This is a genomic window from Bacillus sp. 2175 (assembly GCF_057812155.1).
In genome coordinates, this window is sequence record NZ_CM173819.1 from 4,223,178 (window position 1) to 4,237,795 (window position 14,618).

Below are 14,618 nucleotides of genomic sequence, written 5' to 3' on the forward strand. Positions count from 1 at the left end.
TTATTATATGTATAACCACACATAAAGTCAACACCTTTTTTAAAAGAGGATAAATTTTCTTATCCTCTTTTAAAAACTGCTTGTTCAACTAGTTGTCCGTCTAACGTTTCAAAACGAACTTCCATTTGATTTCCATCCATTTCTAATAAAGCAAATGTCTTTTCTACACGCTGACGTGGTAATAAAATACTGCCTGGATTAATAAATAAAACGCCCTCGATTAATTCAGCACCTAATACGTGAGAATGTCCAAAGCATGCAACTTGCGCTCCCACTTCTTCAGCATGGTACGCTAGCGTTTGTAATGTCATTTTCACATTATGGCGATGTCCATGCACAACTAAGAAGCGAATTCCATCTACATCAGTTACAATTTCATCTTGAAAGTTAGCATAATCACAGTTTCCTTTTACAACACGGAAACCTTGCAGTTCTTCATGAGCAGGCGTTAGCTCTGAATCACCGCAATGAATCATGATATCTACTTTCCCTTCATATTTCTCTTTCAACTGCTGTAATTCCTTCACAGAGCTATGACTATCACTTACGATTAAAGCTTTCATCATTCTCTCTCCCTTATTCTCCTAAAAACCATTCCGGGATTTTTTCTTCTAATTTACGAAGAGCACGGCCACGATGGCTAATAGCATTTTTCTCATCTGAACTTAGTTCCGCCATCGCTTTTTTATATTCTTCCACATAAAAAATCGGATCATATCCAAAGCCGTTTTCCCCGCGGCGTTGTTCTAAAATAAATCCTTCACATGTCCCGTTTACAATGACAGGCTTTTTATCACCTTCAGGGAAAGCAACTGCTAATGCACAATAGAAACGAGCTTTACGCTTTTCAAACGCTACTTCATTTAATTCTTGTAACACTTTATCAATATTCGCTTGATCATCTTTCGGCTCTCCAGCAAAACGAGCTGAATACACGCCTGGTTTCCCGTTTAACGCATCTACAATAAGACCTGAATCATCCGCAATTACAATTGCATTCAACTGTCTACTCAAACTATCCGCTTTTAAGATCGCATTTTCTTCAAATGTTTCACCAGTTTCTTCGACTTCTTCAATATGAGGAAAATCGTGTAATGATTTCACTTCTAAATCAAATCGCTCAAATAACTCAGCAAATTCACGTACTTTCCCCATATTTTTTGTCGCTACAACAACTTGTTTCATTTTTTCCACCTCTACTCTATATGAGATACGATGTCACCTAACGCTTCTTTTTGCATATCAATCAGTTGGAAAATGCCTTGTTCTGCTGCATCAAGTAGTTCATTTAACTGCGCTCTACTAAACGTCGCTTCTTCTCCAGTTCCTTGCACTTCAACAAACTGGCCTTTTCCAGTCATAATCACGTTCATATCAACGTCTGCTTTAGAATCTTCTGCATAGTTTAAATCTAAAACAACACCTTGTTCTTCAACAATCCCTACTGACGTTGCTGCTAAATAATCTTTTACTGGAATTTTAGATACTTTTTCTACTTGTAATAACTTCTCAAACGCTAATACCATGGCTACATATGCACCTGTAATAGAAGCTGTTCTCGTTCCACCATCCGCTTGAATAACATCACAATCAATCCAAACCGTTCTCTCACCAAGCGCTTCTAAGTCAACTACCGCACGTAATGCTCGTCCAATTAAGCGCTGGATTTCCATTGTACGTCCTGTTACTTTCCCTTTACTTGACTCCCTAATTGTACGTTGTTCTGTCGCACGTGGAATCATCGCGTATTCAGCTGTTACCCATCCTTTTCCTTCTCCACGCATAAATGGCGGTACACGCTCTTCAATTGTTGCTGAGCAAATCACCTTTGTATCCCCAACTTCAATTAATACAGATCCCTCTGGATGTTTTAAATAATTCGTATGAATATGTATATGGCGTAATTCTGTTTTCTCTCTACCATCTACTCGCATAAAAATAACCTCCTCTTAATTACTACTCGTTAGTATAGCCAAATTTAAATGTATGATATGTATACAATAAAAGAAGGAGAACCCAAAAAGCAATTCTCCTTTCTTACTTAAGTATATCAAATTATTCAAGATTAAAAACTACCTGTATTCACGTTTTCTGGACGATCTACAGGTTTTATTAACTTTCCGCCCTTTTCATCTATAAGATTTGCTTTTCCATTTACTTCAATAGAAATATTTTTCACACCTTTCTTTTCTGTTAAAGATAAAACTAACGACTTCAATACGTAATTTGAAATCATATTTTTATCTGGGTTTACAAATATATTTTCATTAAAGTTTAATGTAAGGTTTCCGTCTTGTAATTTCGGATTCGTAATAAGCTTAACGCCTGGATTAAAATCATTTAGGAGCGATTGATGGATCGGACCTTTTACAAGCTCATCTATAATTGCTGCATAGTCATTTTCTTTACCTTCCGCAACGCGGCGTGTGACTGGTACGTAGTATTGCTGTTTATTATTATTTTGCGCCATAAAATACAGTGTGACTGGTTTTGTATTTGTTACATCTGTTACTTGTTCATCATCGAAGTTAATACCATTTGCACGGCTCACTCCTTCACCAAGCGGTGTACCACCAACCGGCATTTTTGCCAATTTCTCACCATTTATTTGGAACTGCACTTGTTTTATCTCTGTAAATTGCGTCAACGTCCAAGCTATAGATTCAACAATTTGACGCTCTTCTTCTTTCGCATAGTTTTTCATTTCTTTAGAGAAATCAATAACTGCCGTTCCGTCCTTTTTCAAATCTAAGGTCATCGTTGTATTCGCCGGAATGACTGCACGAAACCCATTTGGTAATAAATTCGTTACCGGTCCATCTTTCACAAGGTATTCTAACGTTTGCTTCACAGTCTCATTTGCTTTCGGAGTAGGTATAGCTAACGTTTGTGGTACAACATAACCATTTTTATCAACAAGGTATAGTTCTCTATTTACCATTTGCCCTTGCTTATCTTTTTTAGCTACTTCTTTCTTCCCACCCTCTGTATACGTAACTTGTTTTGGTGGATCAATTTGTTCAGTTGCTTTCTCTTGATTTATAAAGCCACACCCTGTTAGTAAAACAGCGCTCACAGTAGCACCAACAACCCATTTAAAAGTGGATTTAGGCATGCCATTCCCCCCTAAAATCTAAGTTTGTACTATTATGTATACGAGCTGTTTCACGTTTTAGAACAAGCTGTGCCTCTTATAAATTGAAACTTTAATCAGCAGGGGTCTTACTACCCAGCAAATAGCAAGATAAAACAAAAGCTCCTGATTTCTCAGGAGCTCACTTATATAAATTCTACTATTATTCTTTTTCTAAATGAATATGCTTCACATTTTCAATCGGTTGACCGAACCATTTTGATGCAATTTCTTTAAACAAGCCTATTTTTCCTGTTGTTAAGAAGAGATGATCGCTTTGTTCTTCTCCTTCATTCAACATTTTACTATGATATAAGATTGTACTTACTTCACGTGCTGTTTCATCACCAGAACTAATTAGTTGCACTTTATCTCCCATTACTTTTTTAATAACAGGTCCTAAAATCGGATAATGTGTACACCCTAATATAAGTGTATCAATATCGGTACTTTTCAGTGGTTGCAGCGTTTCTCTTACAACTTCATACGCCATTTCACTTTCGAAATTCCCACTCTCTACAAGTTCAACGAAAGGTGGACAAGCTAAACTTTCTACCATAACACGGTTATTAATAGACTTTAACGCCTCTTCGTATGCACCACTTTTCACCGTTCCAATCGTTCCAATAATCCCAACGTGATACGTGTTTGTCACTTTTAAAGCTGTACGTGATCCTGGGTGAATAACTCCTACTACTGGAATTGGTAATTGTTTTTGCATCTCTTCTAATACAACTGCAGTTGCTGTATTACACGCAATAACTAACATTTTAATATTTAAATTTAGTAAATGCTCCGTCATTTCCCACGTAAATCGACGTACTTCTTCTCGAGAACGTGGACCATAAGGACAACGTGCTGTATCTCCTAAATATATGATACGCTCTTTCGGCAACTGACGAATTAATTCCTTCGCTACTGTTAAACCGCCAACTCCTGAATCGATAACACCGATTGCTCTATTCAACTTCATCACCCGTTTTCTCATTCATCATCTTTTATGTTTATCATTATATTTTACACACTTTAAGTTCGCTCACTTCAAATGCTTCTGTATGAAAATTTTCATTTGCCCATGTATAGACTAGGACCTTTTTTATTTTGCTCCTTTTTTTCGTAATTTGCAAGATAGAAAAATAACCGACCTTCTATAAGAAAGTCGGTTTCTTCTATATAAAGTGCATATTCATTGCTCCATCTTTTTTTGAAAAGAAGACATTCCCGTTAATAAGAAGAAATGAGCAGAAATTAAAATGACGATAATTTATTTACAGCCCTTTTTATAGCCTTACCTATTTCCACGCTAGACTGTGGATTTTGTCCTGTAATTAAATGACCATCTACTACTACATGCGGCGTAAAATTGGGGGCTACATAAAACAAAGCTCCTTCTTCTTTCAACTTACTTTCTAACAAAAACGGAACGCGCTTTTCTAAATGTACAGCTCTTTCTTCATCGTTTGTATAACCTGTTATACGCTTACCCGCAACAAAAAACGAGCCATCCTTATTTTTCACACCGACTAAAGAGCTTACTCCGTGACAAACAGCCGCTACAATCCGGTTATTGTTATACATATTCTCAATCAAATTTGCTACATATGGATTACCTGGAAAATCTACAATCGCCCCGTGCCCACCACCAAATAAAACCGCATCATAATCCGAAAAATGAACATTTGAAATCGGCCTCGTATTTTGCAATAAAGAAGCTACATGCTTGAATTCGCGAGGTATACCATTCGGAATAGACACTCTATCTATAGGTACTCTCCCACCTTTTATTGACACAATATCAACATCAAACTTAGCCTTTTTAAATACATGATAAGGAGCTGCGAGCTCTTCCAGCCACAAACCAGTCGGGTGTCCATTCATATCATGAGCACTTGTTGAAACTAACAGTATCCTTTTCAACATATCCCCTCCTCGTATAGTATGTTTAAACTTAATTTTTTTACTTTCATGAGAGACCTGTAAAATAACTCTTGGACGTCTCAAGATATTTCTAGATAATGGTCTTAGGATCATTTGGGACAATTCTTACCGCTCCTGTGGACTTACCACATAATTAAGAGTGTTTCTCAGTGAACGTGCGGGACTCCCTACTCGCAGGCTGAGCAGCCTGACCCTCGAACCTAGATGTTAGTAGCTCTAGGGCGGCTTTCGATTCAGGACTAGCTCTCATACACGAGGTTGTTGGTCGGCGTGCACACTAGAGATATCTCGAGACGTCCGAGGAATGATTCTAAATAGAAGGGAGGTCTCTTACATGAGATTATTTGTTGGTTTAGATGTAAGTTCGTTTGATATAAAAGCTTGTATTTTAAATGGTGAAGGGAAAAAGCTAGATTCCTTTTCGGTCAACAACGACTTGCCAGGTGCCACAGCGCTCAAAGAGCGAGTGTTACAGTGTATAGCCAACCAAGAAATTGAAACTTTTAAAATCGGTCTAGAATCCACATCTGTTTATAGTTTTCATCCATCTATGTTTCTTCATTATGATGAAGACTTACAACGGTTTGGGGCAAAGGTATTTCTGATGAATCCAAAACAAATTGCAAATTTCAAGAAAAGCTATTCTGACATGGATAAAACAGATGAGATTGATGCCTTTGTCATCGCTGATTACTTACGATTTGGACGGAATCAAATGTCCATCGTAAAAGAAAGTCAGTATGTGGCACTCCAGCAATTAACAAGATCTCGTTATCAGCTCGTTAGAATGTTGACAAAGGAAAAACAACATTTTCTCCAACACCTAAGTTATAAATGTAATACGTTCTCACAAGAAGTGGATTCTTCTATCTTTGGCAACGCCATGATGGAACTGTTTCTTGAAAAATTCAGTCTAGAAGAATTAGCTGACATGCCTTTAGAGGAACTCGCTGAGTTCCTACAAAAGAAAGGGAAAAACCGATTCGGTGACCCAAAATGTATCGCATCGACCATTCAAAAGGCTGTTCGCTCTTCCTATCGTTTGGATAAGGTCGTAGAAGACTCAATCGATGTTCTTCTAGGAACATCAATTGCGGTGATTCGTACCTATCAACAGCAAATCAAAGAACTAGAAAAATCCATTAAGCGAATCATGGCTGGATTAACGCAAACACTTGAGTCCATTCCTGGAATTGGTCCTGTATTCGCCGCCGGTATTATCGCTGAGATTGGTCAAATCGAAAGATTTGATGATGAAACCAAGGTAGCAAAATATGCCGGATTATATTGGCGTACGCACCAGTCTGGTCGATTCACCGCAGAAAACACTTCGTTATCCCGTAATGGAAATCATTACTTGCGGTATTACTTAGTTGAAGCCGCCAACTCAGTAAGAAGGCACGTATCTGATTATCAAGAATATTACGTAAAAAAATATAATGAAGTACCAAAACATCAACACAAACGTGCACTCGTTCTAACCGCAAGAAAACTTGTGCGATTGGTGGATGCGCTACTACGTAGTCACCAACTCTTTACGCCAGAAAGGTGCGTGAAAGTGTGACATAAAACTTGTCATCGCTACCTTTCAATTAATTTCCAGTAAATTACATACGTTACTGGTTTAGTTTCGTGATGTCTTTTTTTAGTAAATAGGCCTTTGATAACTAAAAATTCTTTTGTTTTTCAGTTGACATACTACCGCAGGTCTTATTACCTATTTATGTATGGAGTGTTCTTATCATTCATATAGCAAGTGAAGCAAACAAAAAATAGCCGACTTTTATATAAAAGTCGGCTGCTTTCTTATAATTCGAGCTCTCCCATACGAAGAAGCTCCACAACTGCTTGTGAACGTCCTTTAACCCCTAGCTTTTGCATTGCGTTTGAGATATGGTTGCGAACTGTCTTTTCACTTATAAAAAGTTCACCTGCAATTTCCTTCGTTGTTTTATCTTGAACCAGCAATTCAAATACTTCTCTCTCTCTCTTTGTGAGTAAAGGTTTAGATTGATACGCTTTTTCCTTCAACTGGTATAACCCTCCTTGCTTAAGCCAGAGCTGTGTATGTGTAAGTTGGGTGTTTATTTAGTCAAGATATTGTATGAACGAAATGTGCAGGTGGTGAATGAAAATGGGCTTTATTTCCTATGTTATTTTAGACTTTTATACAGTGCGTACACTCTTTTTATCCACTTACTTTCCAACGCGCCATATTTGTTCTAGCAATATACTTACAACCGTACCTACAAATAAACCATTACCGAATATATATTGCATAACAGACGGCAAGGATTGGAGTGCTCCAGACGGTAAAAACATAACGCCGCTGCCAAATAATACTGCAACGCCTAAGATCGTTACATTCCTTTCACTCATCGGCACTTGTTTTATATTATTAAATCCAATTCCAATTAACTGTACGAACGAAGCCATTAAAACAGCCGATGCGACAGCTGATGGTAAAGATGCTAAGTAACGAATAATACTTGGAAAAAGAGACATTACGACTAGTAACGCACATGCCATTAAGAACGATCGTATATACTTTTGTTTTGTTAAACGTATGAATCCTGCCGTTGCTGGTAACGGAACGACACCTACAGTTGAAAATACAGAAGAGATGAGATGCGAAATCCCCCCAACCCATGTTCCATCTTTCAACTGTTTTTGTTCAATAGTCGCTTTATGAATAGTTGCTTGATTAATTGCTATAATAGCTGCCACCGTATTCGAAACTAAAATACATACCATAACGAAACTTGATACAGCCATACCTGTATTCCATTTTGGAAGTCCCCAAGCAAATATATGTGGAAGTTGCACAAAATGAGTTACTTGAGATGGGATTGTCACTTTTCCTGCAATGAGAAAAATAATCCACCCACTAATTAATCCTATTAAAACTGCATAACTTTTGACAAAGCCTTTTCCAAAATTAGATAGTATAATAACGAACAGAAATATACTAAACGCGATCATTGCTGTAAATCCGTCGATTTGAGAAATAGTAGCTGTAATTCCTAACATTCCTTTTAAAAATACACCACTTAATTGTAAACATAATAAAAGTAAAAACGTCCCTGTCACAAGCGGCGTAAATAAAAATAAAATACGTCCTATAAAACCAGTTACTCCTAATCCTATTAAAATAACACCGGAGATTATCATTCCTAATTCTAAAATTTGCAGTGTACTATGTAATTGATCCTGTCCGGCCGTTGCATAAGCAAGTACGGTAAATACACCAACCCAAGATCCAGCCAGCCCATCCGCAATTGGCAGTCTATGCCCAAGCCACCCTTGTAAAAAAGAAGATATACCAACTACAAAAAACGTACGCTGCATTAAATAAAATATTTCTTCCGTCGTAAGATGAAATAATCCGCCAACGACAATTGGTAGTGCTATTGAATTTGCTAATAAAAATATAAACCATTGCAAAGTTCCCATAATATGATTTTGGTTATGTTGATTGTCCAATTTTTTCATCCCTTCTAGCTTTCCTATAAAAATATATTGTAAGAATAAAAAAGAAGAGTTCTATACTCACCATTAGAACCCTCCTCAAAATATTTAAACGATTCTTCTACACAAGATTATTTAATTCCACCTCATTTAAACTTCCAACAACAATATTTCCTTTATACACGACTAAACGTTTTTCTGTTTGACGCGCTACTGCTTCAGCAGCGCATGTCGCATTCGTCAAAACAAAGCTCGCTTCATCCCCTACATTCGGCCATACTCGCTTCCCTTCATTATTTAACGTTTCTTTTCCCCCTGTAATAAAGCGGAGTGCTTTTCCTAAAGACCTTTCGTCACTCCACCCAAAACGCTCTGCTAATCGATTCGCCTTTTGAAGCATATCACCTGTTCCAAACGGTGACCAATGATCTGTAATGCTATCATTGCCTAATGCAACCTTAACACCTTTTTTATCTAATAACGGAATTGGGATTACTTGTTTACCAATTGGCACTGTTGAAGTAATATCAATATTTACATTTGCGAGTCTTTCTGCCACTTCTTCAGCCTCTTTACCAGTAACACCACCAAGTCCAAGTGCATGACTAATCGTTACACGGCCTTGCCATCCTGCTTCTTCTGTTAAACTTGCCAATCTCTTCATCGTAAACGTTCCAAGATTATTCGCATCGTGCAAATGAATATCAACATCCGCATTAAATTCTACTGCGATATCCATAATTGTATGTAATGACTTTTCAATGTCATTATCTACTGTAGCTGGATCTACTCCTCCGACTAGATGAGCACCCATACGCATCGCATCTTTCACGAGTTGCACAGAATCACTGCGCAATAATCCATGTTGCGGAAACGCAACAATTCTACTAGACACTCGATTTTTATATGTTTCTAATGCCGCTAACGTCGCCTCCAGATTACCAAGCCCAATAATCGGATCGACATTACAATGCGTTCTAATATTCGTTGCACCATTTTGCAGTAGTAACTCTAGCATATTTTCCGCTCTATTTCGGGCAGTCGCTAATTGCTTTGGTAAAATTTTTTCTTCTTCATTAAAACGTGTAAAAATACTTTCTGCTGGCATACAAGCTTTCCATGGGCCACTATAATATGTTTTATCAATGTGAATGTGCATCTCTTTGAAAGCTGGCAACATTAATAAGTTCTTAGCATCAAAAGTTACTATATCTTCCTCTTGAACAATCCCTTTTATAATTTTTTTAATTCGACCATCTTCAATAAGTAAACTGCATAATTCTGTTTCTGTTTTTGAAATTCTCTCTTCTTCATATGTATATCCTGATTCAAGCATTACGTTAGCCAACCAATATACTGTCATCTCTATTTCCCCACCCTTTATTAAAAATCACCTCATAACTACAATTTTAATATCCACTGAAAATTAAGACAATTAATACGATCACTTCTCACAAAAAAATGTAATACAACCCCATAGTCTTCTCATAAATTTCCATATAGAATAAAAGTATGCAGTTTGATATAAAAAGGAGTTGATTGGAATATGTCAAAAAAGTTATGTAAATCCGAAACTGATAAAATGCTATTTGGTATATGTGGTGGTTTAGGAGAATATTTTGATATTAGCTCTACTCTTATTCGTATCATTTGGGTTATTGCTGTTTTATGTTTTGGGACAGGATTTTTAGTTTATTTCATTTGTTTATTACTTATGCCACGTTCGTACTAACGGCATTATTTCACATACTTAAGAAGAGCAAATCACCTATAGAATCCTATAGGTGATTTTTTCATGAAGAATATTTCATCGTTAAATGTAATACCGCTACTTCTTCTTCTTCATTTTTATAAATATGCTTCTTATTCGCTTCAAATTGAATGGAATCAAACTCATTTAATTCGTATACATCATTCTCCACTTGAATAGACACTTTCCCTTTCATTACCGTTACAAGCTCAATCGCACCTTCATGATGAGCTTCTGGCTCATATATACTATTTGATCGTAAACAAGCACGGTGCATTTCCATCCCTGTTTCTTTCGTATAACGGAACATCGTTTCTAAATGCCACGCTTGTCCTTCATCTACTGCAAATCCTTCTCCACAGCGCGCAACAGCTACAGGTTCTCCAACAACCATTAATCTGGATAAAGGAATTGATAACCCTTTCGTTATTTTCCAAATGACAGCTAGTGTCGGATTTGTTTCCCCTCTTTCGATCTTTCCTAATGTTAATTTACTAACTCCTGTTTTATGAGCTAATTCTTCTAAACTTAATTTCTGTTCATTTCGAATTTGTCTCAATAACTGTCCAACTTGTTGAATGACTTCTTTCGTTTGCATATCTTCATTTTCTTTCATATATAAAACCACCTTAAAGTATAAAATAGTTTACTTTTAATAATTAAAAGTATATCATACTATACATAATTATTTATTTTCGAAAGGAGTGTTATACTTCATGCGCGCAATTTTATTAGGTCTTTTATCATCGGCCTTTTTTTCTGCAACCTTTATTATTAATAGAGCAATGAATGTATCTGGAACGAGCTGGGCTTGGACAGCTTCCTTCCGTTTTTTATTTGCTCTTCCTATTTTATTCCTTATCGTTTTATTTCGCAAAAACTTTAGGGGATTATGGGAAGAGTTAAAAAAACATCCATTGGCATGGATCGGATGGGGTTCTGTTGCCGGTATTGGTTTTTATTCTTTATTAAGTTTCGCAGCTGTCTTTTCTCCAGCTTGGCTCGTTGCTGGAACTTGGCAAGTTACGATTTTAGCTGGTTTACTACTATCACCACTATTTTTCGTGAAAATAGAAACAAAATCAGGTACGAAACTTGTACGTGGAAAAATTCCACTTCGTAGCTTATATGTTGCATTATTTATTTTACTTGGTGTAATTTGTATGCAAACAACTGCCGCAGGCCATATTACAATGACTCAGTTCATTTCAGGTTTTTTACCTGTCGTATTAGCCGCTTTCTTATATCCGTTCGGTAACCGAAAAATGATGGAGCTTGTTGGTGGACGCCTTGATACGTTCCAACGTGTATTAGGAATGGCAATTGGAAGTCTTCCTATAACAATCTTGCTTGGTATATACGGATTTTCTACTACTGGCATTCCAACATCCAACCAAATGCTTCAAGGATTTCTGTTAGCATTATGTTCCGGTGTTATTGCAACGATGACATTTTTCTTTGCTACTGACTTAGCAAAAGATAACCTCTCTCTACTTGGAGCTGTTGAAGCAACACAAGCTGGAACGATGGTCTTTACCGTGCTTGGTGAAATCATTTTCTTAAATGGTTCACTCCCTGGAGGACTTTCTCTCATCGGAATGATTATTATCATGTTAGGAATGGTTGCAAATAGTATTTTAAACCGTTCTGTTCCAGTCGTTAAACAGAAAAAATCAGCATAAAAAAAGAGTATGGTTCTATAGAGATGAACCATACTCTTTTTTATTGTCCCCCTATTTCGCCTTATCAGAATAGTATTTCATTGGCTCTTTATACTAAAACTTATGTTATAATACGTTTCATGCGCATTAATAGGAGGTAAATTATGTTAAAAAAAGCAATCGCTGAATTTATTGGTACATTTGTACTTGTATTATTCGGAACTGGAGTAGCCGTCACTGGCGGCGGAATTGAAGGAATTGGAACATTAGGAATCGCTATGGCTTTCGGTCTATCTATTGTAGCTATGGCATATAGCATCGGAACAATTTCTGGATGTCACATTAACCCAGCAGTATCAGTAGCTATGTTCATCAACAAACGAATGAACGCTATGGAACTTTGTTATTATGTATTAGCTCAAATTTTAGGTGGTTTATTAGGAACTGCAACGTTAGTAACAATTTTAAAATCTGCTAAAACACCTTTAGATAATTTAGGACAAAATGGTTTCGGAACTCTTGGTTTATCTGGAGCATTTTTAGTTGAGTTCATTTTAACTTTCGTATTTATTTTAGTTATCGTTGCTGTAACAGGTAAAAAAGGAAGTTCTTCTTTAGCTGGACTAGTAATTGGTTTCACATTAGTTTTAATTCACTTATTAGGAATTCCGTTAACTGGAACATCTGTTAACCCAGCTCGTAGTATCGCACCAGCTTTATTTGTTGGTGGAGAAGCACTTTCTCAACTATGGGTATTCATCGTAGCACCAATTCTTGGTGGTATCTTCGCAGCTATCGTAGGTAAATTCATTTTAAATACTGAAAAATAGAATTTTCAATATTTCTGAATAAAAAAAGGCGAGCCCTCATTATGAGGAAGCTCGCTTTTTTTTATTCTTTCATTTTAGACTTTAAATTTGTAACTAATTGATCTACCGTTACATTTGCAAGTACGTTTTCCATCGCTTCTTGCGCTTGCATTAAAATAATTTCTAATACTGATTGAATATTAGCTCCTACTGGACATTCAATGTTGGGATTTTCATGGAAGGAAAATAGCTGTCCTTCTTCTACAACTTCCACTGCTTTATATACATCAAGTAATGTAATTTCTTCTAAATCTCGAGCAAGTGTCGTACCACCTTTACCAGCTTGTACATCAACAAGTCCTGCTCTCTTCAACATTCCTGTAATGCGACGAATCACAACTGGATTTGTATTCACACTACCGGCAATCCATTCAGAGGTACAGCGAGAGTTTCGATCTATCGCAAGTAATGTCAGCATATGAACACCTACTGTAAAACGACTACTAATCCCCATCTGCACACCCTCCTTTTTATTCATTCTATTAAAAGACGACTCTTATCATTATATACTATTTTTAATTTATACATAAAGAAAAAGCATGATTTCAATAGGAAATCATGCTTTTCTCTCATTATTGACGCTTTATAAATTTCGCTAAATCTTTAAATTTCACTTTATCTGAGTAATTCATTACGCCGTTTACGTAAATGCGGCTTGTAACAGCATTTAATACCGCAATTGTCGCCAATAAGACTGCTAATGTTATCGTAATTTCTAGCATACCTGCTTCACCAGCTACAATACGTGAGAAGGTAACCATCGGTGTAAAAAAGGGAACGTAAGAATTTACAACGACGATAGTACTATTCGGATCACTTAATGATTTAATACTAATAAAGAATGCAGCCATAATTAAAATCATTACCGGGAAAGATACAGCTTGTAAATCCTCCGTCTTAGACACGACAGCTCCAGCAGCAGCATACATCATCGCATAAAGTAAATATCCCGTAATGAAATAAACAAGAAACATGCTGATAACCTTTGCATCTAATTTCGTAAAGTCAATTGGAATACCAAGTAGTGAGGCACTTTCTAAATCGACCCAACCTAACAAATATGGAATAAGATAACCACACGCCAATATGACAAGTTGCAATAACGCCGTTGAAACAACCGCTAAAATTTTCGCATACATCATCGTAAGAGGCTTCACTTTCGGAAGCATTACTTCCATTACACGTGACGCCTTTTCAGATGCAATATTCATTGCGATTGTATTTCCGAACGCTACAATAAACATATATAAAGCAAATGTAAAGAAATAGGCAATTCCGAAAGAAGATGTACGATCTTTTATCGCTTCTTGCTTTACTTGAATTTCTGTTTGTAATTGCTGTGCAATTTCTGGTGAAACATTATTTTTGGCAATCGTCACCATCGTATATTGTTGCTTTAAATATCCTGCCATAATTGCAGAAGTTGCTTGGCTTGGAAATCCATTATACATATATGTAATCGATGGAGCCCCATCCTTTTCCGTCACATGGAATAGACCATCTAAATCGCCTTCTTCTACTTGCTTATGCAGTTTATCAAAATCATCCTTTGAACCAATTGTTATTTTTGCTGATGGCAATAGCTTATTTAGCTCATCTTTTTGTACTTTATATGTGGAACTCTCTACTACAACTGCAATTTTATCTTTATCCTTATTTTTATCATCGCCTGAAGTAAAATGATTAAATGCAAAAATCCCAAACACAACTAAAAATAAAATCGCACTCGTAATTAATGATTTTTTAGATAAAAATGCTTCCCTAAAATAAAATGAAAATACGTGAGAAAATTTACGCAT

Annotated in this window: 16 protein-coding genes; 4 read left to right on the plus strand and 12 right to left on the minus strand. The window is 36.5% G+C overall.

Annotated features, from left to right (window positions below):
• Positions 1–59: 59 nt before the first annotated feature.
• From ACXKY9_RS21875 to ACXKY9_RS21900, 6 genes are all read right to left on the minus strand, one after another.
• Positions 60–563: a metallophosphoesterase gene (locus ACXKY9_RS21875; RefSeq protein ID WP_000645506.1), complete on the minus strand. Its 504-nt coding sequence runs from the start codon at positions 561–563 to the stop codon at positions 60–62.
• A 13-nt stretch (positions 564–576) separates the two neighbouring features.
• Positions 577–1,185, minus strand: a complete 609-nt coding sequence (locus ACXKY9_RS21880; RefSeq protein WP_000815943.1) for an XTP/dITP diphosphatase — start codon at positions 1,183–1,185, stop codon at positions 577–579.
• A gap of 11 nt (positions 1,186–1,196) precedes the next feature.
• A complete protein-coding gene (gene rph, locus ACXKY9_RS21885) occupies positions 1,197–1,934 on the minus strand; it encodes a ribonuclease PH (protein ID WP_001261771.1) in 738 nt (245 codons plus the stop codon).
• 131 nt (positions 1,935–2,065) lie between these two features.
• A complete protein-coding gene (gene gerM / locus ACXKY9_RS21890) occupies positions 2,066–3,115 on the minus strand; it encodes a spore germination protein GerM (RefSeq protein ID WP_001126749.1) in 1,050 nt (349 codons plus the stop codon).
• 181 nt (positions 3,116–3,296) lie between these two features.
• A complete protein-coding gene (gene racE, locus ACXKY9_RS21895) occupies positions 3,297–4,106 on the minus strand; it encodes a glutamate racemase (protein ID WP_000774010.1) in 810 nt (269 codons plus the stop codon).
• Between the two features lie 275 nt (positions 4,107–4,381).
• On the minus strand, positions 4,382–5,053 hold the full coding sequence (locus ACXKY9_RS21900) for a type 1 glutamine amidotransferase domain-containing protein (RefSeq protein WP_000919605.1): 672 nt from the start codon (positions 5,051–5,053) through the stop codon (positions 4,382–4,384).
• A gap of 352 nt (positions 5,054–5,405) precedes the next feature.
• On the opposite strand from ACXKY9_RS21900, the gene ACXKY9_RS21905 reads away from it, so the two are divergent.
• On the plus strand, positions 5,406–6,635 hold the full coding sequence (locus ACXKY9_RS21905; RefSeq protein ID WP_001236345.1) for an IS110-like element ISBth166 family transposase: 1,230 nt from the start codon (positions 5,406–5,408) through the stop codon (positions 6,633–6,635).
• A gap of 242 nt (positions 6,636–6,877) precedes the next feature.
• Here the strand turns inward: ACXKY9_RS21905 and gerE are convergent, their stop codons facing one another.
• From gerE to ACXKY9_RS21920, 3 genes are all read right to left on the minus strand, one after another.
• Positions 6,878–7,102 carry a spore germination transcription factor GerE gene (gene gerE, locus ACXKY9_RS21910; protein ID WP_000659484.1) on the minus strand — a complete coding sequence of 75 codons (225 nt, stop codon included), beginning with the start codon at positions 7,100–7,102 and terminating at the stop codon, positions 6,878–6,880.
• Between the two features lie 165 nt (positions 7,103–7,267).
• A complete protein-coding gene (locus ACXKY9_RS21915) occupies positions 7,268–8,563 on the minus strand; it encodes a purine/pyrimidine permease (protein ID WP_002132615.1) in 1,296 nt (431 codons plus the stop codon).
• A gap of 97 nt (positions 8,564–8,660) precedes the next feature.
• Entirely contained in the window at positions 8,661–9,902 is a 1,242-nt protein-coding gene (locus ACXKY9_RS21920; protein WP_000219550.1) for an amidohydrolase family protein, read from the minus strand.
• A gap of 183 nt (positions 9,903–10,085) precedes the next feature.
• Here ACXKY9_RS21920 and ACXKY9_RS21925 point away from each other — a divergent pair, with 183 nt between their 5' ends.
• The gene (locus ACXKY9_RS21925; RefSeq protein ID WP_000038411.1) at positions 10,086–10,271 is read left to right on the plus strand and encodes a PspC domain-containing protein; all 186 of its coding nucleotides are present in this window, start codon (positions 10,086–10,088) and stop codon (positions 10,269–10,271) included.
• Positions 10,272–10,332: 61 nt separating this feature from the next.
• Here the strand turns inward: ACXKY9_RS21925 and ACXKY9_RS21930 are convergent, their stop codons facing one another.
• Positions 10,333–10,905 carry a helix-turn-helix domain-containing protein gene (locus ACXKY9_RS21930; RefSeq protein ID WP_000661924.1) on the minus strand — a complete coding sequence of 191 codons (573 nt, stop codon included), beginning with the start codon at positions 10,903–10,905 and terminating at the stop codon, positions 10,333–10,335.
• A gap of 100 nt (positions 10,906–11,005) precedes the next feature.
• Here ACXKY9_RS21930 and ACXKY9_RS21935 point away from each other — a divergent pair, with 100 nt between their 5' ends.
• Complete coding sequence (locus ACXKY9_RS21935; RefSeq protein WP_001201633.1) at positions 11,006–11,971, plus strand: DMT family transporter; 966 nt, start codon at positions 11,006–11,008, stop codon at positions 11,969–11,971.
• 143 nt (positions 11,972–12,114) lie between these two features.
• Positions 12,115–12,780 carry an aquaporin gene (locus ACXKY9_RS21940; RefSeq protein ID WP_000913213.1) on the plus strand — a complete coding sequence of 222 codons (666 nt, stop codon included), beginning with the start codon at positions 12,115–12,117 and terminating at the stop codon, positions 12,778–12,780.
• A 61-nt stretch (positions 12,781–12,841) separates the two neighbouring features.
• Here the strand turns inward: ACXKY9_RS21940 and ACXKY9_RS21945 are convergent, their stop codons facing one another.
• Both ACXKY9_RS21945 and ACXKY9_RS21950 read right to left on the minus strand, forming a co-directional pair.
• Positions 12,842–13,273 (minus strand): Rrf2 family transcriptional regulator, encoded by a 432-nt coding sequence (locus ACXKY9_RS21945; protein ID WP_000512998.1) that lies wholly within the window; start codon positions 13,271–13,273, stop codon positions 12,842–12,844.
• Between the two features lie 118 nt (positions 13,274–13,391).
• Complete coding sequence (locus ACXKY9_RS21950) at positions 13,392–14,618, minus strand: ABC transporter permease (protein WP_001224975.1); 1,227 nt, start codon at positions 14,616–14,618, stop codon at positions 13,392–13,394.